The 24450-nt window shown below is 37.6% G+C and carries 26 protein-coding genes and 1 pseudogene; 1 reads left to right on the top strand and 26 read right to left on the bottom strand.

Annotation, left to right across the window (positions count from 1 at the left end; translation table 11 throughout):
• Positions 1–51: 51 nt before the first annotated feature.
• Entirely contained in the window at positions 52–333 is a 282-nt protein-coding gene (ppnP, locus tag GQO80_RS12325; protein WP_157208666.1) for a pyrimidine/purine nucleoside phosphorylase, read from the top strand.
• An 85-nt stretch (positions 334–418) separates the two neighbouring features.
• On the opposite strand, the gene nadD is transcribed toward ppnP, so the two are convergent.
• From nadD to GQO80_RS12195, 26 genes and pseudogenes are all read right to left on the bottom strand, one after another.
• Positions 419–997 (bottom strand): nicotinate (nicotinamide) nucleotide adenylyltransferase, encoded by a 579-nt coding sequence (gene nadD, locus GQO80_RS12320; protein ID WP_157208665.1) that lies wholly within the window; start codon positions 995–997, stop codon positions 419–421.
• Between the two features lie 10 nt (positions 998–1007).
• A complete protein-coding gene (gene gmk, locus GQO80_RS12315) occupies positions 1008–1598 on the bottom strand; it encodes a guanylate kinase (RefSeq protein ID WP_157208664.1) in 591 nt (196 codons plus the stop codon).
• A gap of 99 nt (positions 1599–1697) precedes the next feature.
• Positions 1698–1835 (bottom strand): helix-turn-helix domain-containing protein, encoded by a 138-nt coding sequence (locus GQO80_RS12310; protein WP_232333178.1) that lies wholly within the window; start codon positions 1833–1835, stop codon positions 1698–1700.
• A 193-nt stretch (positions 1836–2028) separates the two neighbouring features.
• Positions 2029–4191 carry an ATP-dependent helicase gene (locus GQO80_RS12305; RefSeq protein WP_157208663.1) on the bottom strand — a complete coding sequence of 721 codons (2163 nt, stop codon included), beginning with the start codon at positions 4189–4191 and terminating at the stop codon, positions 2029–2031.
• A 39-nt stretch (positions 4192–4230) separates the two neighbouring features.
• Positions 4231–4863, bottom strand: a complete 633-nt coding sequence (locus tag GQO80_RS12300; RefSeq protein WP_157208662.1) for a ribonuclease H1 domain-containing protein — start codon at positions 4861–4863, stop codon at positions 4231–4233.
• A 111-nt stretch (positions 4864–4974) separates the two neighbouring features.
• Positions 4975–5832 carry a YicC/YloC family endoribonuclease gene (locus GQO80_RS12295; protein ID WP_157208661.1) on the bottom strand — a complete coding sequence of 286 codons (858 nt, stop codon included), beginning with the start codon at positions 5830–5832 and terminating at the stop codon, positions 4975–4977.
• Between the two features lie 117 nt (positions 5833–5949).
• Positions 5950–7185 carry a murein hydrolase activator EnvC family protein gene (locus GQO80_RS12290; protein ID WP_157208660.1) on the bottom strand — a complete coding sequence of 412 codons (1236 nt, stop codon included), beginning with the start codon at positions 7183–7185 and terminating at the stop codon, positions 5950–5952.
• On the bottom strand, positions 7185–7955 hold the full coding sequence (locus GQO80_RS12285; protein ID WP_157208659.1) for a DUF4292 domain-containing protein: 771 nt from the start codon (positions 7953–7955) through the stop codon (positions 7185–7187). The genes GQO80_RS12290 and GQO80_RS12285 overlap by 1 nt, the downstream gene beginning before the upstream one ends.
• Positions 7955–9316 carry a tetratricopeptide repeat protein gene (locus GQO80_RS12280; RefSeq protein WP_157208658.1) on the bottom strand — a complete coding sequence of 454 codons (1362 nt, stop codon included), beginning with the start codon at positions 9314–9316 and terminating at the stop codon, positions 7955–7957. The genes GQO80_RS12285 and GQO80_RS12280 overlap by 1 nt, the downstream gene beginning before the upstream one ends.
• A gap of 194 nt (positions 9317–9510) precedes the next feature.
• Entirely contained in the window at positions 9511–9918 is a 408-nt protein-coding gene (locus GQO80_RS12275; protein ID WP_198037781.1) for an energy transducer TonB, read from the bottom strand.
• A 179-nt stretch (positions 9919–10097) separates the two neighbouring features.
• Positions 10098–11117, bottom strand: coding sequence for a sugar phosphate nucleotidyltransferase (locus tag GQO80_RS12270; protein WP_157208656.1), 1020 nt, complete (start codon positions 11115–11117; stop codon positions 10098–10100).
• Between the two features lie 170 nt (positions 11118–11287).
• Positions 11288–11722, bottom strand: coding sequence for a dUTP diphosphatase (gene dut / locus GQO80_RS12265; protein WP_157208655.1), 435 nt, complete (start codon positions 11720–11722; stop codon positions 11288–11290).
• Between the two features lie 48 nt (positions 11723–11770).
• A complete protein-coding gene (locus GQO80_RS12260; RefSeq protein WP_157208654.1) occupies positions 11771–13231 on the bottom strand; it encodes an oligosaccharide flippase family protein in 1461 nt (486 codons plus the stop codon).
• A gap of 116 nt (positions 13232–13347) precedes the next feature.
• A complete protein-coding gene (locus GQO80_RS12255) occupies positions 13348–14091 on the bottom strand; it encodes a hypothetical protein (RefSeq protein ID WP_157208653.1) in 744 nt (247 codons plus the stop codon).
• 232 nt (positions 14092–14323) lie between these two features.
• The gene (gene atpG / locus GQO80_RS12250; RefSeq protein WP_157208652.1) at positions 14324–15184 is read right to left on the bottom strand and encodes an ATP synthase F1 subunit gamma; all 861 of its coding nucleotides are present in this window, start codon (positions 15182–15184) and stop codon (positions 14324–14326) included.
• 29 nt (positions 15185–15213) lie between these two features.
• Positions 15214–15548, bottom strand: a pseudogene (locus tag GQO80_RS12245) (four helix bundle protein).
• 88 nt (positions 15549–15636) lie between these two features.
• The gene (gene atpA / locus GQO80_RS12240; RefSeq protein WP_157208651.1) at positions 15637–17217 is read right to left on the bottom strand and encodes a F0F1 ATP synthase subunit alpha; all 1581 of its coding nucleotides are present in this window, start codon (positions 17215–17217) and stop codon (positions 15637–15639) included.
• A gap of 42 nt (positions 17218–17259) precedes the next feature.
• Positions 17260–17796, bottom strand: a complete 537-nt coding sequence (gene atpH / locus GQO80_RS12235) for an ATP synthase F1 subunit delta (protein ID WP_157208650.1) — start codon at positions 17794–17796, stop codon at positions 17260–17262.
• A 43-nt stretch (positions 17797–17839) separates the two neighbouring features.
• Positions 17840–18340: a F0F1 ATP synthase subunit B gene (locus GQO80_RS12230; RefSeq protein WP_157208649.1), complete on the bottom strand. Its 501-nt coding sequence runs from the start codon at positions 18338–18340 to the stop codon at positions 17840–17842.
• Positions 18341–18421: 81 nt separating this feature from the next.
• Positions 18422–18613 carry an ATP synthase F0 subunit C gene (gene atpE, locus GQO80_RS12225; RefSeq protein WP_162880152.1) on the bottom strand — a complete coding sequence of 64 codons (192 nt, stop codon included), beginning with the start codon at positions 18611–18613 and terminating at the stop codon, positions 18422–18424.
• Between the two features lie 69 nt (positions 18614–18682).
• A complete protein-coding gene (atpB, locus tag GQO80_RS12220) occupies positions 18683–19750 on the bottom strand; it encodes a F0F1 ATP synthase subunit A (protein ID WP_232333177.1) in 1068 nt (355 codons plus the stop codon).
• Positions 19751–19866: 116 nt separating this feature from the next.
• Positions 19867–20259: a hypothetical protein gene (locus GQO80_RS12215; RefSeq protein WP_157208647.1), complete on the bottom strand. Its 393-nt coding sequence runs from the start codon at positions 20257–20259 to the stop codon at positions 19867–19869.
• Positions 20259–20489: an AtpZ/AtpI family protein gene (locus GQO80_RS12210; RefSeq protein WP_157208646.1), complete on the bottom strand. Its 231-nt coding sequence runs from the start codon at positions 20487–20489 to the stop codon at positions 20259–20261. The genes GQO80_RS12215 and GQO80_RS12210 overlap by 1 nt, the downstream gene beginning before the upstream one ends.
• Positions 20449–20868 carry a bactofilin family protein gene (locus GQO80_RS12205; protein WP_157208645.1) on the bottom strand — a complete coding sequence of 140 codons (420 nt, stop codon included), beginning with the start codon at positions 20866–20868 and terminating at the stop codon, positions 20449–20451. Before GQO80_RS12205 ends, GQO80_RS12210 begins: the two co-directional genes overlap by 41 nt.
• An 8-nt stretch (positions 20869–20876) precedes the next feature.
• Positions 20877–23438, bottom strand: coding sequence for a type IX secretion system periplasmic lipoprotein PorW/SprE (porW, locus tag GQO80_RS12200; protein WP_232333176.1), 2562 nt, complete (start codon positions 23436–23438; stop codon positions 20877–20879).
• A gap of 300 nt (positions 23439–23738) precedes the next feature.
• A complete protein-coding gene (locus tag GQO80_RS12195) occupies positions 23739–24446 on the bottom strand; it encodes an ABC transporter ATP-binding protein (RefSeq protein WP_157208643.1) in 708 nt (235 codons plus the stop codon).
• Between the last annotated feature and the right edge of the window lie 4 nt (positions 24447–24450).

Raw genomic sequence — 24450 nt, 5'->3', positions numbered from 1 at the left:
TAATTTGGTGTTCAGTTATTTACTTTTGTGAAAAATTTAAAATAAGATAAAATGATTTCGGTAAACGAATATTTTGATGGCAATGTAAAATCGATGGGCTACAAAACCGCCACAGGAACCTCCACCTTAGGGGTTATGAACCCAGGCAGCTATGAATTTGGAACTTCACAACACGAAACCATGCGCGTTATTGAAGGTGAAATGACCGTAAAACTGCCCAACGCTACCGATTGGAAAACATTTAAGGCAGGAGAAGCTTATGAAATTGATGCCAACAAAAAGTTTCAGGTTAAGGTAACGGTGCAAACCTCGTATTTGTGCCAATATAAATAACGGTTGCTCGTAAATTTTCGGCAAGGTTTGGTACTATTTTGAACAGGATTCAAGTAAAATAACCTCCTGTTTGGATATCATACACTTATTTATAGAAATTCATTTCATCCAAATATTCCCAAACATGTTCTGGCAATAGTGGCTTTACGTTTTTGCCTTCTTTAATGGCTTTTCGGATACTGGTTGAAGAAAGTTGCATGATGGGCGCGTTTATATGATGGATTTTTTTGTGCCCATCAAACTGTGCCGTTACTTTTTTATCGGATAATCGGGGATACACGTAAATATCGTGGTTTTCTAAAATAACATCGTAGTTTTTCCATTTATGAAAACCATCCAAATTATCTTCGCCCATAATTAGGGAAAACGCATAATTAGGATGTTTTTCCTGCAAATATGCCAATGTATTTACGGTGTAATTGGGTTGTGGCAAACCAAATTCTATGTCGCTTGCTTTTAGTTTTTTATAGTCTTTGGTAGCGCGGTATACCATTTCCAAACGTTGGTAATTATCCAGCAAACTGCTTTTCTTCTTAAACGGGTTGTGTGGCGTTACCACAAACCAAATTTCGTTTAAATCGCTGTATTCGGCTATATGGTTGGCAATAACCAAATGCCCTATGTGAATGGGGTTAAAAGAGCCAAAATACAATCCTATTTTCATGTTTTTAACGTTAAGAATTTACAAAATCACTTACCAGTTTTTGCGTTTCTTTAAGGGCTTTTTCCAAATCGTCGTTTACCACAATCACATCGAACAGGGGTGCGGTAGCCAATTCTGCCGAGGCCTTGGCGACACGCATATTGATTTTATCGTCGGTTTCGGTTTTACGGTTTTTTAAACGGATTTTAAGTTCATCAATACTTGGTGGTTTTATAAAAATGGCCAAGGTTTGCTCAGGAAATTTCCGCTTAATGCGCAAGCCGCCCGATACATCAATATCAAAAATAACGTTTTTGCCCATGGCCCAAATACGCTGCACTTCGGTTTTTAAGGTGCCATAAAAATTATCGCGATACACTTCTTCCCATTCCAGGAACTCGTCGTTTTTTATTTTGTTCTTGAATTCCTGTAATGATAAATAATAATAATCTTTACCATTTACCTCGGTACCGCGTCTTTCCCGGGAAGTTGCCGAAATAGAGAACTCCAGATTCAATTCCTTTAAGGTTAACAAATGCCTTACAATGGTTGTTTTTCCTGAACCTGATGGCGCCGAAAACACAATGAGTTTGCCGGTTTTTGTAGTTTCTTGGTTTGTCACGAATTTATTTTTTTATTGGTTTGGTTTTAGGCGTTTTTTGTTTAGTGTTTCGTGCTTGGATTTTTTTTAGGTGTATATTGAATTCACTTGTAATTATCATCAAATCGCTTTTGCAATATGTCCGATTGCATTTATAATATTCGCATTATTTCCATATCCCAAAACAGTATTCAGATATTCGGCAGTCATTTCATTGCTGTTTAAATAATCAGTCATGTAAAATTTTGAAGTTCCCATTTTTCTATTTTTGTTTTATTCCTTCCAGATTTCTTTCGCTTTCTTGATGTCTTTATTTAGTCGATATGTCTCCACCAATTAGTAATACAATTTTTTTTCATATTTTTCTTTGAGATAAATACGATAACCTGTTGCGAAATCTATTTGCAGTTCACAATTTCCATCGCCAACTGATGTCTTGGATTTATTTTATTTATTCGTTGGTCTTGTCTGCTACTTTTTCCATGCAGTATGGGCAAGCAACCCAAAGCTTTTCGAGCTGGCTGAAACACTTTTTACAAGTGATTACTTTTTCAACTACTGACTTTATTGGTATAGCCGACCGAACTGTGAAAATGGCTGGAATTTCTTTTAAAAAACTTGATTCGTTTCCTTTCTCTGTTATTAAAAATAGTTTGTCTTTGGCCCTAGTAATTGCAACATAAAATAGTCGTCTTTCTTCTTCTATTAGCAAATCGTGATTTGCTTTTTTAATTACTTGAAAAATTCTGTCCTCCAACCAAATATCAGGGAAACCACCGTTTCCCTCTGACAAGCCAAGTATAAAAACAACTTTTGCTTCAAGTCCTTTAGCTGCATGAATCGTTTTTCCTTGAACTTTTATTCCCTCGTTCTTGAAACGAAAGAAATAAGGAGTAAACATTTTGCTTCTGCGGTAGAGAAATAAAATATCATCATTTGTCAGGCCTTCATCTAAAAGTTCTTTTACTTTGTCAAAACAGAATTGTATGTTTTCATCCTCGCTGTTTCCTGAATAAACAACAATTTTATGTTCAGATTTTTTTGAAGAGTGAATTTCCTTTTCAACTTTAAACTTATTGTGTTTTATTACTTCGTTACTTGCTCCAACAATGTTTTGAGTGCTACGATAATTCAAATTAAGCTTTACAACTTTTGCATTTGGAAAATGGTTTTCAAAGTCAACTATATAACTCACGTTAGAACCTCTGAAACCGTAAATGCTTTGCCAATCGTCACCAACACAAAACATTTGAGTTTGGTCGGTTAGTAAAAGTTTGATTAGCTCAACTTGCAAATTATTTACGTCTTGAAACTCGTCAACTAAGATGTATCGGTATTTGCTTTTGTATTTGTTGGCGATGTCGTTATGGTTCTGAAAAAGAGAAGTGCTTCGTGAAATCAAATCATTAAAATCAAGATAAGATTTGTCTGTACAGTAATGAATGTATTTTTCAACTATTGGAATTGCTAACTCATAAAAATGTCTAACTCTTTCGTGTTGGTCTTGTCTTGCGTCATTTAGAACTTTCTTCAAGTCTGTGTTCTCAACTTTTATCATGTCTGTAATTCGCATGATTTGAGTAACGAATTCTTTTATACTTTCATGGTATCCGTTAAATTCTTCTTTGTAAGTGAGTGAAACTGTTTTGTGATAATTTGAAGGCAAACGATTTTTTACAACGCTGTCCAAAGTATGGTTGAACAAAGCAGAGTCTTTTGTCATACTTTCAAAGGTCTTTACTAAGAGTAGATTTCCCTTTTGAAATTGCTCTTCCTTGTCTTTTGTAGAATAGCTTTTATCGCTTACATGTTCAATATAAAGGTTCGCTTCGGGTATATAAAAGTCGGGGTGAAAAGGAAAATCCTTGACATTTAGTAAAGGTTCATATTCATACTTTATGCTGTGGCGGTAAAACCAATCGGCAATAAACTGTTCGGATTTGGAACGGACTTTCGTTCCATCAAGAGTTGTGAAATATTTGCCGTCTTTCGGCAAATATTTTCCATCTGTTTTCTTAAGGTGTATTTTGTCTATGACGTAATCTAATACATAGCGTTTCAGTTGTAGCAAAAAATCGGTGTCTTGACATTGCTCAATTAAAAGTTTGTGGACTACTTCAAAAACTGTTTCGGGGGCAACATGTTTTGCAAGTTCATCTTCTTCATCTCTTTTTTCATCTCCTATGATTCTAAATTTGTTGTCAAACTCATTTACACCATAGTTCCGTAATATAGTGTAACAAAAACTATGAAATGTCCTAATGGTTAAACCATCAATCCATTTATATTTTTTTTGTTGGCTGAATCGTTCCTTGTCTTTTTCTAATTTGCTCAAATGCTTGTCAGACATCAAGACTTCATATTGCCCTGTTGTGTCTGCTGAAACAATTAAGCGATCAATCATTTCGTTTGTGGCGTTCTTAGTAAAGGTAATGGCAAGAATACTTGATGGACTTACACCTTTTTCCTCGATTAAATAGATGATTTTTTGAAGTAGCGTTTTGGTTTTTCCCGAACCCGCACCAGCCAAAACCAAAATACGTTTGTCTTCACTAACAACAGCCTCACATTGTTTGTCGTTAAGAGTGCTTAAATCAGTTTTATTTGTTGTCAATTGCGTTTAATTTTTATTGTTGCAGATTTTATATCAAAATTATTTTCGCCCAAAGTCAGCAGGATTTTCACCCCAAGCTTTAGTTTCCCACTTCAATATTTCGTTCTCATATTCGTTTTCGTTGAGCCATTTTACTGCTCTGTCCAACAGGTCAAAAAGTTTTGTGTTTCTTTCGTTACGCTCATGGTTAGTTCTTGCCTCCTTGTCCCGAACCCAACCAATTGCGTTTTGGCTGTCCGAATAAATTGGAAGTGTGATATTGTGTTTTTTGCAATGCGCAAGGGCATGAACAATTCCTAAAAACTCAACTATATTATTTGTGCCGTCCTCCAAAGGTCCAACTCTAAAAATTAATTCTTTCGTTTTTGTGTAAACCCCTTGATATTCTACAACCCCTGTTGATGTGTTCCAAGCACCGTCAACCGAAATACTTTCTTCAATGGGTTTGCCAACTAAAAGTAATTGTTCTGGAGTTAATTCGGTTTCAAAAATATCTTTACCGATGTAGTCCCAGTATTCGTCTTTGAATGCTTGTTCTGCTAATTTTCGTGTCTTAAAAGCTTTATAAACCGCTTTTGGAAACTTATCAGTTTGTGCTTTGCAGTCGTCCCAAGTTTCAAAAACACCAGTTCGTCGTCCTTTCCATACAACGTAAAATATTGGTTTTGCCATTGTCTAAAAATTTTTCTGCTTGTTTTGTGTAGTCAGTTCAAATTTAGTATTGTTCCCAAGCCCTGTCTCCAACTTTAAAACAAACACATAATTACCATAAAACATCCTACCCTAAAGCACATTCAACAGTTGCTCCTTAATTTTTTCCAGTTCATCTTTCATTTGCACTACCAACTGCTGCATGGGCGCATAGTTGCTTTTGGAGCCAATGGTGTTGATTTCGCGACCCATTTCCTGACTGATAAACCCCAGCTTTTTTCCGTTGGAATCTTTGGAATGGATGCTTTCCATAAAATAATTAAGGTGGTTTTTTAATCGTACTTTTTCTTCGGTAACATCAAATTTTTCAATATAATACACCAGTTCCTGCTCAAAACGGTTTTCGTCGTACTTCTCTTTTAATTCCTCAACGCCTTTAAGCAAACGCTCGCGCACGCCCTCTATGCGCGCAGGGTCCATGGCGATAACCTGGTCTAGCAAATTGCCAATAATGTTAACGCGTTTTATAAATTCCTGCTCCAGTACTTTGCCTTCATCTAAACGGTGGCTGTTTAAATCGTCAATGGCATTATCAATTTCCGCAGCTATTAATTGCCACTCGTTTTCGTCAATTTCTTCGCGAACGGTGTTGAGGGCATCTGGAAAACGTACGGCCATCTTTAGCAATTCAATGGCATCACCATCAACCACTTGCTTTAATTGCGCAATGTACTGTTTAACTACAGGTACGTTTATTTGTGTTGAGGTGTCTTCGGCGGTCGCTTCTACATAAATGGAAAAATCGATTTTACCACGCTCAAGGGAATCGGCCAGCAATTTCCTAACGGATAGTTCTTTTTCACGGTAAATAGAAGGCATTCGGGCACTTAAATCGAGGCTTTTGCTGTTAAGCGACTTGAGCTCGATGGTTACTTTTTTGGTGGGCAATTGCAATACAGATTTTCCGTAACCTGTCATTGAATATATCATAAACGTGTGTATTAAGGTTTACAAAGATAATTAAAACCAAAAGGTTAGAAAACTCTTTGCGCATGTTATTCAAAAACGGGTGCTTCCGCGGAAATCGAATTTTTTAAGGTTGCCCGGTTACATTTTGAAAACCCATGATGCCGGATTTTCAGTAACTATCCCTTTTGAAATTGAAAAACTAAGGATGGTTTCCCCGTTTGCGGGATTGGTAAACACTTCGCCAATAACCTGTTTGGTGGTTACTTTGTCGCCCTCCTTAACATATACGCTCGACAGGTTTTTGTAAAGCGTAAGGTAATCGCCATGACGAATCATTACGATGGGGTTTACGTTTTTCATTTTAAGCACAGAACTTACTTCGCCATTGAAAACCGCACGTACTTTTGCGCCTTTTTCGGTAGCAATGCGCACCCCGTTGCTCTTGATGGTTAACGATTTATCCAACGGATGTGGTTGTGTGCCATAGCCAAGTGTTACATAGCCTTTTTCAACAGGCCACGGTAATTTGCCCTTGTTGGCCACAAAACTGGCCGCCAATATTTTTTCTTCGGCGGTTAATGCAAAATTTGAAGCGGTTTTTGCATTGCTAACGCCCGCTTTTTTATTCGATTTGGCAATGGCCTCCTTAATAATACGGTCTATTTCGGCATCAATCCTATCGGCTTCCTGTTGTTTTTGCTTTATTTGAGCCGCATACATTGAAAGGTTCTTTTTAATGGATTTCATTAACTCTTCGTGCTGTTTGCGCTCTTCTTCCAGGGTTTTTTGCACTTCCCTGTTTTCGGCAATCAATTTTTTCTTGGCTTCCTGTTGTTTTAAAAGGTCAACATTGGTAGCCTGTAGTTCGGTGCTTTTTACTTTAATGGTTTCCCCTTGCTGCTTTTGGTGGTCGGTATATTGTTTCATATACTGCAGGCGTTTGTAGGCTTGCTTAAAATCATCGGCAGAAAGCAGGAACATGATTTTACTTTGCTGGTTCTTACTTTTATATGATTTTACCATCATTTCAGCATAATCGGCTTTTAAAACCTTGAGTTCTTCACGCAATTCCGTGATTTTTCGCTGGTTCCTGTTGATGTCGAGCGTTAAAAAATTGGCCTGTTGGTTGGTAACTTTTATTAAATTATCCAAGGCTTTTATTTTTTGCTGAAAACTTTGGATCAAGTTTAATTGCGATTTTTCCTTGGATTTATTTTCATTTCGCAATTGGGTAATTTTTTGTATTTCCAAACGAAGTTCTTGCCTGCGCGCCTCCAGTTCTTCCTGTTTGGTATTTTGTGAAAATGCGAGAACACTACCTAACAAAAAGCTTAATAGTGCAACAATTTTGAGGGATTTTTTAGGTGTAAACATTACAATTTAATTTCTTTAAAACCAGAGGGTATTTTATACGGAAAACTTACATCTTCATTTAACGTAACGTTTTTAAACTCCAAATCGATGTTGGTTTCCTTGTTGCCCTCTACGGCGATTATTTTTATACGTTCCGGAAGTGTTTGTTTTTCAACTTCTTGATAGGCAGCGTAATCAATTTGCAAATGCCGAAATTCTTTGGGTTGCGATAGTTGCTGCGATTTTAATTTAAAATGAACCGGGTCGAGCAAAAAGAAAATCTCAAACAAGGCACGTTGCTCCTTTGGTTGAAGAATGTATGCTTCCTGGTTTACCGAAGCTTCATAATCGGAAGCGTTCAAGTTAAATATGGGATTGCCCAACAACAGGTTCTGTACTTTTTCAAAGTCTAGTTCGGTGCCCAAAATACTGCTTAAATAGGTATAATCGCCTTCAAAATAGGTATTATCAAGCTTATTATAGAAACTTACTTTTTCGGGGGTTATCAATGCCTTAACTACCGAAAACGAGGCACTTAACCACAAAACCTCATCTTTTTGTACCCTAAAATTTACCGTGTATGCCGCCTGTTGGTTATCGCCTTGGGCATAGGTTATTTTAAGTTTGGATTGCAGCGTTTTAAAATTGGGGGCTTTTTTGGCGGTTTCCTTTAAAAGTTGTTTGGTCGATAATTTAAAATTGGCCTCACCACCGCCAAGGGTTCTGGACGATTTACACTGAAATACCAATAAAACCATCAGGGATAAAACCAAGTACTTAAATTTTTTCATTAATTGGAAGTTTCTAATTGTTTTGCTTTATCACTAAACGTTTTTGCCTTGGTGGTATTGTTTTGCAACCCATAAGCCATACTTAATTGTTTGTAAAAATCGATTTCCATTTTGGGGTCGTCGATAATATAATCCAGCCCCGATTCTAATATATCGATGGCCTGTTTTGATTTGTTTAATTGGTTTAAAGCTATCCCATTAATTAAATAAAATAAGGGTTGCGACGGGTACTTTTGAAGCACCTCACTGCTCTTTTTTTCTGCCATTTCAAACTTTTGCAAATCTATGTAAAGTAACAATACATTACGAAGCAGGTTAAAGTTTTCTGCATCTATTTTTAATGCGGCCTCAAAATAGGTCAATGCTTTGGGCTTGTCTTTTCTGTTCAGGTAATAATTGCCCAGTTCTGTTAGGGTTTTACTGTTGTTGTTGTCGCCAATCAACGTGGTGGCCTCGACCAAATCGGGTTCGTACTGTGGATTGTTGCCCACAAACTGCACAAAATCGGTAAGTACTTTTAGTTTCGCTTCGGGTTTTATTTCAGGACTTTTAACCACAATTTTCATCGATTCAATGGCTTTTTCCGCATTATTGGCATCCAAATAAAACTTGTACAAAGCCAAATGCACCACTTGCGAATTCGGGTTTATTTTTAACAGCTCCTGCGCGGTCTCAAAGGCTTTTTTGGTTTCGTTATTTTCGCTGTAGCGGAAAATAAGCTGTAAATAATTCGATTCCTTATCCGGATTTTCCTCCACACGCGCTTCCAAATTTTTTATTTGGTCTTTTTTGCGGCCGGTAAGCTCATAAATTTGATTCCGCATGAGGTCGCGCCCCACCGAAATCCCAAACTCGGCATCCAAAGCATCTAAAATTTTTAAGGCTTCGTTATAGGCTTTTGTTTTTACATACAATGCCGCCAAATCTTCCTTGTAATCGGGGTGGTATTTTACCAATTGTCTCACGGTTTTTATGGCTTTATCGTAGTCGTTTTGCTCCACATAAAACCCGTAAAGGGCATCCAGATACCACTCGTTTTCGGGTTCTTTCGCAATGGCTTTTTTAAAAGCCTCTTCGGCAGCACCAAAGTTTTTTAGCGCACTGTAATTTTTGCCCAATTCAAAATACAATACGGGCACCGCATCATCAATGGCGATGCATTTTAAAAACGCTTCCACCGAACGATCGTAATTTTCAATCGCTTTTTGCTTTAACCCTTCATAAAAAAGCTCTTGAAACTTGTCTTCAACATCGCCCAAATCGTCGTCGGGTTTTTTGTTTAAATCTACTTGCGCATGGTTTATCTGCGGAAGCAAAATAGCTCCGACGAGAAAGATGAGTATGTAGATTTTTTGTTTCATTTGATGCCTAATGCTGAATTTATTTTGGGCGTTACCTTTATCCTGAAACAAGTACAGGATAAAGGTCGGGCTTTCCGCTATATCTTTTTTGCTTTTAATGGCAAAAAAGGATGCCGCTGCAATCCCTAACGCAGGTGTTTGCTGTGTTTTTGGTTTGATTGCAAGGTTTTTTACCTAATAACTTACAGGTTATCCTAATTATTTTGTTTTAATGCTTTCATTTTCTCTTTCCTTAATCTTTTAGCTTTTTCCTTATCCGTTTCAATTTCAAACACTAAAGGAAGCGCATATTTCTGGCTAATTCTTTTTCCAGTATGTTCTGCTGGAACCATTTTGGGAAGTTCACTTACAACGCGAATAGCTTCATTCTCAAATTCAGGATGTACTGACCTTGCCCTAATATTTACAATATCCCCATTTTCGTTAATGGTAAAAAGTACATCGACTTTAATCTGGTCGCCTCCTTTGTATTTTAATGATTTTGCAATACTGTCGAATCTTGATTGGTCAGCAGCTTTAATTTTTTCCGATATTGTTTTAGCGCCTCCATTTTGACTGAAACATAAACTTGTTACAAATAATAATGATAAAATTTTACTCACATACAATTATTTTCAAGACATTATAACTTATCACTTTCACAGACCTCACAGGTTTTCAAAACCTGTGAGGTTTTAGTTTTCCACAAATTAGCAGGTAATTTAGTTCTAAAAATCAATTTTTATCATGCACTTAGTTTGTACCCGCAAATTATTATAAGATTCCTGCCATCGCAGGAATTCTACTCCAACACCGAATAATCGCCGATACTCACACGTTTAAAATGACCATCATACACCACGTGGTTTCCTATCATGGCTTCTTGCAAATCGGCATTTTTGATGTTCGTATTCGTTTGGATCAAACTGTTTTTAATAGTTGCATTTTCGATAACCGTATTATTTCCTATTGAAACGTATGGGCCCACGGTACTGTTTATAAGCACCACGTTTTCGCCAATAAAACAAGGCTCAATAATTTTGGAGTTCTCCAGTTTTGCTGAAGTTGCTACTAATGGCTCGTCGCCATCGGCCTTTAAAAACCCCAACATACGGGCGTTGGTTTCAACGGTTATGGCTTTATTGCCGCAATCCATCCATTCGTCAACGGTGCCGGTTTTAAATATTTTTCCGTCGGCCATCATGCGCTTAATACCGTCGTTAATTTGGTATTCGCCTCCATTGGTAACGTTTTCATCTAAAATTTGTTGCAATTTTTCCTTTAAAACCGCCACATCCTTAAAGTAATAAATACCAATTACGGCTTGGTCGCTTATAAAATCTTTTGGTTTTTCAACCAACTCAACAATTTCTTGGTTGGCGTTTAATTTTACCACGCCATAGGCTTCGGGGTTATCAACTTGTTTCGTCCAGATAACGCTATCTGCTTCAGGGTCCAAATCGAATTGCGCCCGAATGAGTGTGTCGGCATACGCAATGACCGCTGGACCCGATAAGGAAGGTTTGGCACACATTATGGCATGACCGGTTCCCAACGGAAGGTCTTGGCGGTAAATGGAGGCTTTGGCACCTAAATCGGATGCCAATTTTTCTAGGCTTTCAACAACATCGTCGCCAAAAAAAGCGGGGTCGCCCAATACAAAGGCAATTTCGCTAATGGGTTGTTTTAAAACCTTGGCAATATCTTTTACCAAACGATGAACAATGGGTTGGCCTGCCACCGGAATTAACGGTTTTGGCACGGTTAAACTGTGTGGGCGAAGGCGCGAACCGCGTCCTGCCATTGGTACTATTATTTTCATAAGTCCCTCTTAATCTCCCCAAAGGAGAGAAACTATTATGTTAAACTTCTTTTAATATATACTTTTTTTGCCTCGAGTACACGAATGTTTTCATTCTGAAATCAAAAATCGTTAATCGTAATTCGTTGTTTTTTTACCTTAATATTTCCCTTTGGGGAATTAAAGGGTTTCTACTTTGTTCCTGTACTGCCAAACCCGCCTTCGCCTCTGTCGGTTTCCGAAAGTGCTTCAACCGCAACCCATTCGGCACGTTCGTGCTTCGCTATAACAAGTTGCGCAATGCGCTCGCCATTATTAACAGTGAAATTTTCATGCGATAGATTTATCAAAATCACCCCTATTTCACCTCTATAATCGGCATCAACAGTTCCCGGTGCGTTTAAAACCGTTATGCCTTTTTTGGCTGCCAACCCACTACGGGGGCGTACTTGGGCTTCGTACCCAATTGGTAATTCTATGAACAAACCTGTGCCTACAATGCTTCGTTCCAAGGGTTTTAAAATACGTGGTTCCGATAAATTGGCGCGTAAATCCATACCTGCCGAGGCGATGGTTTCGTAATTTGGTAACTCGTGACTTGATTTATTGATGATTTTTATTTTCATTATCTATTAATTTCTAAGCTGCTTCGACTGCGCTTTGCATGACAAACTTTATTTATTTAACATTCGTTTTAACTGTTTCTTTTCTGAAATACCTATGATGCCCAAAAATACGATTAACATAGAAATTCCTATTATATAATTGGTTCTAAATTCGTAAAACGACAGCACCGATAAGCCTATGGAAAGCCCTAAATACAATCCCATTTTTTTTATATTATAGGGAATTGGATAGTACTTTCTGCCATAATGATACGACAAGAGCATCATAAGGGCATAAGCCACCAAAGTTGCAACCGCCGATGCTTTGTAACTATATGCACCAATGAAATAATAATTGATTGCGAGTGTTACCACCGCACCAGCTATTGAAATATAGGCACCATACATGGTTTTATCGGTAATTTTGTACCATACCGATAGGTTGTGGTAAATGCCCAGGCAAAAATTAGCAATTAATATAATGGGCACCACCCACATGGCTTCCCAATAGGCTTCACTTCTTACAATAATGGGTTTTAACACATCGGCAAAAACCACTACAAAAAGTAAAATAACCGAACCCATGGCGACAAAAAACTCTAAAATAATGGCGTAGTTTTTCTGGGGGTTTTCGGTTTTGGCATGACTGAAAAAGAAAGGTTCGATGCCCAAGCGGTAAGCGGTTGCAAAAAGCGTCATAAACAACGAAATTTTATAACATGCAGAATACATGCCAATTTGGGTATCGGCAATATCAGGTGGCAATAACTCTTTTAGCAAAATTCTGTCGAAGGTTTCGTTGATTGAAAATGCCACTCCCGCTATTAAGACAGGAAATGCGTAACGCATCATCGATTTCCACAGTTTAGCGTCAAACACATATTTTATGCGTGCGTAAAATGGAAGCATAAGCAACAAAGCGACCCCACTGGCTATTAAATTGGCTATGAAAATATAGCTGATTTCAAAATTTGGGATATATAACATTTCAAAAAAAGAACTGTTTACTGCCAGTTTTTTTAATGCCAATAAGAAAAATAGGTTTAATGATATATTGATGAAGACATTTAATATTTTGATAATTGCGTAACGTATGGGGCGCTGTGTGGCGCGCAACCAAGCAAATGGGATGATGGCCAGGGCATCCAACAATAAAATCCAGATAACAAGATTGATATATTTAACATTGATGCCTATATAACTGGCTATTTGGCCTTGGAATAACAAGGCGAGCACAAAAAACAATAATGACGATATTATTATTGACAATGCTGAAGTACCTGTAACGGTAGCCTTATCGTCTTCTTTATTGAAAAACCTAAAAAAAGCCGTTTCCATGCCATAGGCCAAAACAACATTGAACAGTACAAAATAGGAGAAAATAACCGATACTTCGCCATACTCGGCTACTGAAGATAAAACGCCTTTAGTGGTGTAAAGTGGCACCAATATAAAGCTGAGCATTCTGGGAAGCACCGTGGCCAACCCGTAAATAAATGTTTGCTTAAATAATGTTCTTAATCCGCTCAATGTTATGTGCAATACGTTGTGCTAAAAGTAGATAATTCAGCACAGCTATAAAAATAAACACTAAAAATAAAAAAGCCTCATAGATTATGAGACTTTTTTATTGATTTCTAGCCTAACTATAAATACCTTTTAAGAACTATTGACTTAGCATTTTTTAAAGTGACTTTTACAAGATAAATACCCGACAGTAAATTTTCATTTTTCATTTTTTGTCCTAATATGCTATATACTTCAATAACAACATCTTTAGAATTGGATATAAATTTTTTGTTTTTAGCAATTATTTTTAAGTCAGCTACTGCATGTGCTTCCGTATTTAAAACAGCGCCTGCAATTTCTATATTATTTATTGAAGGATATGTTGTGCCCGAAGTAGTTAAAATTCTAACCTCATCAACGTTATCAAAATCTGAATTTAGCGAAACATAAATACTACTAGGATTATTATTGCCAACAAACGTTGTTATGGCAACTTGCGCTCCATCTTTAAAACCAGTAACTGTCATAGGTTGACTATTATTGTTACCCCAATCGTACCAACCAAAGCCGTTAATTTGAAATTCTAAGCCTGCGGTTTCTTTAATAATTTGACCTTTAAAACTTGCATCCCCGGTAAAATTAAAAGTTGTTATGCCGTTAAAGCCATTATTAGTAGCCAAATCTACATTTGAATACCATTCCATTTTATTGATATTATTTAATGAAGCATCTACGTTATAAATCTGAATTGATAAACCTGGAATATTTGTAGAACCACCTTCTCCATCCATAGCAATACCATCATTCCATAAATTTCCTGCATCCGAGGCAAATGTTAATGTTTGTGCTTCAGCATGATAAACAAAAATTAAAAATGCCAAAGTTAAAGTTAAGAAGTAATTTTTTTTTCATAGTAAATTTAGGTTAAGTTAAAAACAAATACAAAGGTATTAAACAGGTTCAAACAATGTACGAATAAAACCAAGAAACTACCGCTTCACCTTGTTAATTTGTATTTTGTCGATTTTTTTTAAATATTAGCACGTAAAAAAGCCTCAAATACATGAGGCTTAATGTTATTAAATAAGGTACTGAAATAAATTCAGCATAGTATTAGCTACTTAAGGCTTCCGCACCACCAACAATTTCCAAGATTTCGTTGGTTATGGCTGCTTGACGTGCTTTGTTATAGGTTAATTTAAGTTGGTCGCGTAACTCGGTGGCGTTATCGGTTGCTTTGTGCATGGCGGTCATACGTGCACCGTGCTCACTGGCAAAGGAATCCCTTATTGCTTTATACAATTGGGTTTTTAATGACTTAGGAATTAATTGCTCAACAATTTCCAGTTTTGATGGTTCAAACAGATAATCTGCATTGGTGTTTACGCTTCCTGCAACGGGAACAATGGGCAAAAATTGTTCAACCATAATCTCTTGGGTTGCGGCATTTTTAAATTTATTGTAAACAATTTCAATTTTATCGAACTCACCAAAAACAAATTTATCCATTAGCATTTTTGCAATTTCAGCAACATTCTCGAAGTTTAAATCTTCATAGATCGCGCTTTCATTGGCAATTACCCTGTTTGATTTCTTAAAAGCATCATTGGCCTTTTTACCTATTGCTACATAAGATACTTCTTGGTTCGCATAGGTTTTTGTGGTTAGCCTGTTTACTTCCTTGATGATATTTGAATTAAATGCGCCCGCCAAACCTCTATTGGAGGTAATTGCAACGATTAAAACCTTTTTTATTTCACGCTGTGTTGAAAATTTACTTCCAGAATCGGCATCCAAGGTGGCACTTAAACTTTGTAAAAGCTCGGTTAACTTATTGGCATAAGGTCGCATAGCCGTAATGGCATCTTGTGCTTTTTTTAGTTTTGCAGCCGATACCATTTTCATGGCACTGGTAATTTGCATGGTTGAAGAAACCGATGCTATTCTATTGCGTATTTCTTTTAAGTTGGCCATGTTTCAAGTTATGAGTTATGAGTGCTGAGTTATGAGTTTTTAATGATTGCTACCAAAATTCTAATTAACCCCTCACACTTATTCTTCATTTCTTTTGATACTTCTCTTCCGGTTGCTTCTAATATTCTAACCAATATTTAGTTTCATCAGCTTCTTTAAGAGCAATACCAAACTTATTTTTAAAATCCTTTGCGCTAACCCCTCTTTGTGCTTCCCTAGTATTTGCTCCAATACTGGTTCCGCTTTTTAATAATTGAGAAGCTAATTCAAAATCCTTTTGTTCTTTTAACTTATCACAATATTTAACTATTTCACAGGCAAATTCGAAGCTCTTAATCCTTATAGGACTTTCGTTTAAACCCATTTCTTCTAGTTATGAGTTATCAGTTTAGAGTTATGAGTATCAAGAATGGTATAACACTCTGAACTCATAACTCTGAACTCATAACTTTTTATGCTTTGTATTTAGCTGATAAGTCTTTAGCTACGGCTGTTAATGTATCGGTAATTTCATCCGTTAATTTACCTGCCTTTAATTCGGCTAAAACCGTTGCATGTTTTGCTGTTAGGAATTCTATATAATCGCGTTCAAATTCCTTTACTTTTTCAACAGGAACATCCTTTAATAAGTTTTTGGAGCCAGCATAGATTATAGCTACCTGATCTTCAACTTTATAGGGGTCGTTTTGTGCCTGTTTTAAAATTTCAACATTGCGTTTTCCTTTATTGATTACGTTTAAGGTTACCGCATCCAGATCGGAACCAAATTTTGCAAATGCCTCTAGCTCGCGGTATTGCGCTTGGTCTAATTTTAAGGTACCCGCCACTTTTTTCATGGACTTAATTTGTGCATTACCACCCACACGCGATACCGAGATACCTACGTTAATAGCTGGACGAACTCCCGAATTGAATAAATCGCCATCCAAGAAAATCTGTCCATCGGTGATGGAAATTACGTTTGTTGGGATATATGCAGAAACGTCGCCCGCTTGTGTTTCAATAATTGGTAATGCCGTTAACGAACCGCCACCTTTAACTAAAGGTTTCAACGAATCTGGAAGGTCGTTCATGTTTTTAGCAATGCCATCATTGTTGATTATTTTTGCGGCGCGCTCCAGCAAACGGGAGTGTAAGTAAAACACGTCTCCGGGATACGCCTCACGCCCTGGTGGACGACGCAACAATAACGATACCTCACGGTAAGCAACGGCTTGTTTTGATAGATCGTCATAAATAATTAATGCCGGACGCCCCGAATCTCTAAAATATTCGCCAATAGCAGCTCCTGCCATAGGCGCATATACTTGCATGGGTGCAGGATCGGATGCATTTGCGGCAACAATGGTAGTATAGGCCAACGCCCCTCTATCTTCTAGGGTCTTGGCGATATTTGCAACTGTTGATGCTTTTTGCCCAACAGCAACATAGATACAATACACCGGCTTGCCCGCATCGTAAAATTCTTTTTGGTTTAAGATGGTATCGATGCAAACGGTGGTTTTTCCAGTTTGACGGTCGCCAATTACCAACTCACGCTGGCCACGACCAACAGGAATCATGGCATCGATTGATTTGATACCGGTTTGTAACGGTTCGGTTACGGGTTCACGGAAAATAACCCCTGGCGCTTTACGCTCCAATGGCATTTCGTAGGTTTTGCCAGCAATTGGGCCTTTACCATCGATGGGGTTTCCTAAGGTATCCACCACACGTCCTACAATGCCTTCGCCTACTTTAATGGAAGCGATTCTACCTGTACGTTTTACTGTTGAGCCTTCACTGATTTTTTTTGAAACCCCTAACAATACAATACCAACGTTATCTTCCTCAAGGTTAAGAACAATGCCTTCCAATCCGCCATCGAATTCAACTAACTCACCATATTGTGCGTTTGCCAATCCATAAGCACGTACAATACCATCACCTACGGTTAAAACAGTTCCAACTTCATCCAATGAAGCGCTTGCCTCGAAACCGGATAGTTGTTGCTTTAAGATTGCTGAAATTTCAGCTGGTTTTACTTCTGCCATTTTTATTAATTTTAAATTCAGAATTTTAAATTCTAAATCATTTTAGTTTAACGTAAATTCTCTTTTTAATTTATTCAATTGGTTTGCAATACTTGCATTGTATTGGATGTCGCCAACACGTAAAATGAAACCGCCAATAATATTTTCATCAACAATGCCCTGTACCTCAATATCTTTTCCGGTAAGTTCTTTTGCTTTTGCCAGTACTTGTTGTTTTAAGGCATCGGTTAAGGGTACAGCCGTGGTTACGGTTGCTAGTTGAATGCCCTTGGACTGGTCGAATAATTGGCTGTACTTAGAAGCAACGTCGCCTAAAATAGCAATTCTATTGTTTGCCGCCAAGGTTTCCAATAAGCTTAGGGTTGTTTTATTGGTGTTTTTGAACACTTCCAATAAAATTGTTTTTTTGGTTGTTGCGCCTATTACCGGACTTTGAAGCGTGTCGCTTAGGTTTTTGTTTTGAGCGATGGTATCAACAATTAGCTTCATATCGTTATTCACCGTGTCGGCCGTTCCACGATCGGTTGCTAAACTTAATACCGCTTTTGCGTAACGTATTGCTGCTCTTGCTCCTGCCATATTCTAATGATTTTGAATTCGGAATTCTGAATTCTGAATTTTTTTAGTTTAATTTAGCTTCACCTAACATGGAAGCAACCAATTTTTCTTGTTTGTCCTTGTTGGATAATTCTTCGCGAATTACTTTTTCGGCAATGTCAATTGAAAGGTTTGCCACTTGCGTTTTTAGTTCGGCAATGGCTGCTTTCTTTTCGCTTTCAATAGCCGATTGAGCCTGTGCTATCATTTTGTTAGCCTGTGCTTGGGCTTCACCTTTAGCGTCTTCAATCATTTTATTTTTGATATCTCGTGCTTCCTTTAGCATTTCCTCGCGCTCAGCCCTTGCTTCCTTTAATAATTTTTGGTTATCGGCCTGCAGGTTTTGCATGTCCAATTTTGCTTTTTCAGCCGACTCTAGGGCGCCTTTAATGCCTTCTTCTCTTTTTTCAACCGCATCAAGAATTGGTTTCCAAGCAAACTTTTTCAACAATAAAACCAATACAACAAATAATACCAGTTGCCAGAAGAATAACCCTAATGAAAATTGTTCAATTAATTTTTCCATTTATATGTTTTATATTAGATACGAATTAATTTTTAATTTAAAAAACAGCTATAACCAACCGTTATAGCTGTTTTTGGTTTTTTAGGCTGCAAATAACGCAGCAAATCCAATACCTTCAATAAGTGCTGCTGCAATAAGCATAGCAGTTTGGATTTTTCCTGAGGCTTCTGGTTGGCGAGCAATAGCTTCCATAGCTTGTCCACCAATTCTACCAATACCAATACCGGCACCGATAACAATTAAACCAGCTCCTACAATGTTTGGAATAGTCATAATATATATATTAAAAATTAAACACTCAATTTATATTTTCATTTATGTTAAAATGAAAAAAACTGCCATTTAATGGCTGTCGTGATGATGCTCTTCTACAGCCGAACCAAAGTACAATGCCGATAACATTGTAAAAATATAAGCCTGTAAAGCCGCCACCAAAAGCTCTAGTAGGGCCAGCACAAACGCTAGACCAAACGATAACGAGCTTCCTAACCAGTTTTTAAAAATAAACATTAATCCTATAATACTCATCAATACAATATGTCCTGCCGTAATATTTGCATACAAACGGATTAATAACGAGAATGGTTTAATGAATGTTCCTAATAATTCTATGGGCGCTAAAATAATTTTCATGGGCCACGGCACACCTGGCATCCAGAAAATGTGGCCCCAATAATTTTTATTAGCTGTAAATGTGGTGATTAAATATGTTAGTAATGCCAACGCAAAGGTTACGGCAATATTGTTCGTTACGTTAACGCCCAGTGGTGTTAAGCCCAATAAATTAATTATCCAGATGAAAAAGAATACGGTTAATAAAAAGCTCATGTAACGCTTATAATGCTTCTTGCCAATATTAGGTATGGCAATGTCGTCGCGAATGTACAGAACAATAGGCTCTAATAATCGGCCCATTCCTTTTGGCAAGGCATCATTTTTATACGATTTGGCCATTCTTCCAAACATGAAGAATATCAACAAACCCACTAAAAAAATGACCAATACGTTTTTTGTAATTGAAAAATCTAAAGGCTTGTAGTTTGCGGCATGGTGGTGCTCATCATACCGAATTTCACCTTCAGCATTTGTTTTATAAATTTTTCCGTGATATAACTTGTAGTAATTGCCATTTACCTCTGCTACCGATTCGCCATGGTTTAGTTTAGACGACGAAAAGACTTGAAGGCCATTATCCCATAAAATTACCGGAAGCGGAAAGCCAATATGAATATGTTCACCAGCATCATTTACATAAGAATACAACCCAAAATCGTGCGTATCAAGCAAGTGGTGGCTTATATATTCCTTTATTTCAGTTTTAAGATCTCCTGCCTCAGGTTTTGTTTCTTCGTTTGCATGGGCAAAGGCGGTTACAAATATGAATAAGAAGCAGAATCTTTTTAATGACATTATGTTTTGCATATCATGTAATTAATAGTGGGCTAAAAATCCGTGCAAAGGTATGTTTTTATCTTAAAATCAAAAAACAAAATTTCACATTATTTACAAGCACAATTTATTACCTATTATTTCGCATCCAATCGGTTGAGAAGCCTTATGGAAGTTAAGGTTTCGGCGATTAAACAAATAACGTATGGCACGAAAAAAGACAGAAATTCCTGCCGCGTTATGATGCCATCGGAATGGTAGGTTGGATAAAAAACGACAAAAAAGAACGCGAACTTTACAAAACTGCCCATCATAAAAACAAAACCCAACAAATCCTTGAATTTTTTTCTAAATGCAAATAAGGCGCACATAATAGCAATTGCCAATATGGTATTTATTACATACGCTAGTATGATTTGGCTTTTAAGGACATCGGTTTTGGTATATTGTAAAATCCACACATATATAAAATAAGAACTAATGGAAACGCCCAGTATGGTTAGGATATTTACAATTAAAAGTTTTCTCATCAATCATTAAACTTCTTTAATTGCTGTAACACAACATATAAGGAAATGGCCACACCAAGTAATGTGCCCACAATTAGAAATAATTTACCGCCATCGGCATATTTTGAATCCAACCATTTGCCCAACAGCACAAATAAATAGATGGTAATGCCCATTTGAAAAGCAATTCCCGTTAAAACAACAGCATTTTTAAGCTGTTTTCCCGGTTTCTTCTGCTTGTTGTTGTCCATCTTTGCTCATTTCTTTTACGGTACCCTTCATATTGCATTTTACATTGAAGGTAGCACCCGGTTCCACAGCTAGTTTGCCTGCAACCACTTCCCCTTCTAAATGGGCGGTCGATTTTAATGTTAGGGTGCCGGATAAAGCCAGTTTTCCCGAAAACTTACCTTCAAAATAAGCATCGGTACCTTGCAACGAGCCTTTAATGAAACCGGTTTTTCCTATTACCAACTTACCATGGGTTTTAATAGTGCCTTCCACGGTGCCATCTATTCTAAAATCGCCTTCGCTGGTTAAATCGCCCACTATTTTGGTGCCCTGCGAAATAATATTTTGGCTAGAGGCAGCTTCTACGGCGTGTTTGTCTTTTTTGTTGTCAGAGAACATAATGTAGGTTATTTGGGGTTATATATGGTACTTAGATACGCATCCAAATTTTTATGGATTTGTATGATCTGATAATTGTTTGAGGTTATTGTAAAGTAAGGTTCCTTAATTTTTTTCTTATCGTCTTTCGTTAATAATTGGTCGAAGGTATTGGCTATTTGGGCATTTTTTAATCCATGCACGATTACGAAGGTTGTACTTGGGCTATACACATCCACCGATGCCGTTAATTTATGGTATTTAATGTTTTCAAGTGCCTTATCCAAGGTGTTTTTAAAAGTTTCCACTTGCTGTGGCTTGGGGTTTTCAAACTTAAAAACCACTTTATATTGGTTAGAAATGCTGTCGTTTGCCTTTATAAACTCTGAACTTCCCAATTTTGGCAACACGTTGGCTTCAATATCTTGCGCCTGTTTGCCCTCGGGCGTGTTGGCATAGGTAATGGCAACGTAATTAATGGCCTTACCGTAAGCCTCCAAACCATACAACCTGCCTGTGGCCGTAGCTTTTAAAAGCTCTAACTTTGATACTATGGGATCGCCATCAAATTGTTGGATATATGCCTCGCTTTTTGAGATAACCGCCATATATTCCTGCCTTTCAAATTGCTGATACAGTGATTCATACAAACTTTCAGGACTGTTTTCATCTTTTTCCGAAGTGGCTTCAGGATTGTTCAAAATAGTGGCATACCGCGTTTCCGGATAGTTGGTAACAATATCGGCTTTAGCGATTGATGCTTCATCGGTATTGCCCAATTGCTCATAGATTTTGTACAAATTGTATTTTGAAGGAAGAATCAAGCGTTCCTCGGGGTTGCTTTTTAGTAAATCTTGAAATTTGTTTTTTGCCAACTCGTATTCCTTAAACTTCTCTTTATAGATGAGCCCCAATTGATAATATGCGTAATTCCGTTCTTTGGAAATGCTATCAATTTCTTTTGCTTCGGTAGGGATTTTGGAAATGTAAAACTGCGGGTCGAACAGTTCGTCTTCCGAAGCGCCCGCTAAAGCTACGTTGTTTTCAATTGCGTTTATGGATGAAGCTTTTGATTTATTGCTCCATCGCCAATCGTCTTCCAACATGCGATCGCCCCAAATTTTAACAAACTCATTTTTACCATAGGCCACGGTGGTTGGATTATAAAAATAGAACATGGCCGTTTGTTGTGGCGTGCCAATGTTTTGGCGTTGTTTGTCAACCAGGTTTTTGTTAACCGTTGCCAACCCGGTATTGCGTTCGGCGGCTTCGGCTTGTTGTTTGGCTTCTTCGGCCTTCACTTTTAGTTTTTCAATAAATGTTTCAAAATAAGCAACCCTGTCGGTTTCGGGCAAATTTACCAAATACAGGATACTGTCGTTTACCTTGGCAACGGCTTCATAAAAAATAACATCCTCTAAATTATCGCGTTTGCGCTTTATGGTGCGGTAGGGTTTGGAGTTTTCCGCTAGGTGGGTCATGGTGCTATCATAATAATTGCCCGCTTCCCTGTAAAGGGATTTATCAAAATTCATGTCGCCAAGAATCTCGTAGTTTTTGGCTTTAAGAATGTTGTCGTTGGAATTGGTTCGCAAGGATTTATTGAAATAGCGTATGGCCAAGGAATCGGATTTATTGTGTAGAAAATACGCTGCTTTTTGGTGGTAAATTTTATCTAAAAACGGCCGGTTCTCGCGATTTTCCTCGAGTTCTGTAAGTCGTTCCAGTACTTCAAATTTGTTGCCGTTTTGATAATCGAAATTTTTTATTTTTTCTATTTCGGCGCTAATCATGTAGATTCTTGGGGTTTTGCGGTTTAGCTCAATAACTTTATCAAAAGCAAAATTTGCGCTATCCTTTTTTCCTAATTCGTTGTATAATTGTCCTTGTATAAAACGGTAACGCCCACGCTCGTCATCGTTTTCTGTAGCGTTTGAGGCTATTTCAAGCTGGGTAATGGCGCTATCGACCGATTTTGTGTTAAGGTATGCCTGCGCCAACATGGAGGTAGCATCTGCCAAATCTTGGTCTTTTAGTTCTTCCTGTTTTAATAAACGCTTAAGGTTTTTTATGGCTAGCGCGTCATTATCCAATCGGATATTGGTTTTTTCACGCCAAATCTTTGCTTGGTTAATCTTGTCGCTGGCTGGATATTTGTAAAGAATGAAATTGAAGGCTTCCAAGGCGGGCACAAACCGTTGATCGAAATAGCGGGCTTTCCCTAAAAGCAAATAGGCTTCATCGATTTGGGGGTTTTTTTCTTTGCCATCAATGGAAATGCTGTGTTTTTGGATGGCTTTAACGGCTTTTTCCTCGGCAGTGGTGAAATTGTCGTTTTTTGATTGTCCGGGAAGCACAATTTCCTCGGAAATTTGCATGCGCTCGATGGGCAACACATCCCAATAATTATCAAAATAGCTCGCATTTAAGCTGTTTCGGCCTGCTTCCAAGGCATTGTAGCCATTGTAAAGCGCATTAAATTCCGCAGTAACTGCGTGGAAGTTTCGGTTTATGAATTTGTCTTTCTTCCTAGAACAACTTAAAATAAGTGCAGTTGCTATAATAAATGTTGCGATAACAGGTCGTTTCAATGCTGGTATTTTTAGTGTAATAAAATAACTAAATTTTTGTGCTTATAGTATGAAAGCAGGTAAAAATAAGCATCTTTTTTCATTAACCCATAAAATGAAGGGACTTTTGGTTGAAAAGAGAGGGCAGAATGGTAGTCCGTGGCTGTTCGGTGGAGCTTTCGCCGAAATTCGCAGAGGTTGTTTTAGCTGAAAACTGCGACCACCATTGAATATTAATTTTGGCAAGCAAAATCGCGAAGTTGAAAATTGACGGAAGGTGAGCGTCAAGACAAAAACTGCAACTGCGACTGCGACCTAAAACTAAACAACAACTGCCCCAGAAAAATGCGCCTCCAATTCTTTTAACGTGGCGGCGTTGGTGGCCAAATCTTTAACAATTTCGCCCTTTTCCAGTACTACAATACGTTCGCACACATCGGTAATGTGCATTAAATCGTGACTGGAAATTAACACCGTAACCGCTTGTTTTTCGGTTAAATTTTTAATGATGCCCTTTAAACGAATTTGTGTTGTGGGATCTAAATTGGCAAAAGGTTCATCCAGAATAATCACTTCAGGATTTCCTATTAAAGCAGCAACAATGCCCACTTTTTTTTGGTTGCCTTTACTTAAATCGCGCAGGTATTTTTTCTGTTTTAAAATTTCGCCATGGAAAAAATCTTCAAAACCGGCCAAAAGTTTGTCAACATCCGCTTTGTTTTGGTTACGCAATTCACCCACGAAATAAAAATACTCTTCAGCGGTTAGGTAGCCAATTAAAAAACTTTCATCAATAAAAGACGATGTAAATGGTTTCCAATTTTCGCTTTCATGTACTGGAATGTTGTTGTTTTTTATAGAACCCGTTGTGGGCTGAATTAAATCTAAAAGCAGACTAAAATACGTGGTTTTTCCCGCGCCGTTATTGCCTACAAGCCCAAAACTTTGCCCTTTTGGAATAGCTAGCGACGGGATGTTTAAAACCAAATTGGCATTGTATTTTTTTGATAAGTTTGATGTATGTATCATGGTG

The organism is Mariniflexile maritimum (genome assembly GCF_009746565.1).
In the GTDB taxonomy this organism is placed as follows: domain Bacteria; phylum Bacteroidota; class Bacteroidia; order Flavobacteriales; family Flavobacteriaceae; genus Mariniflexile; species Mariniflexile maritimum.
The sequence above is the reverse complement of the archived record's forward strand: the minus strand, read 5'-3'. Positions and strand labels throughout refer to the sequence as shown.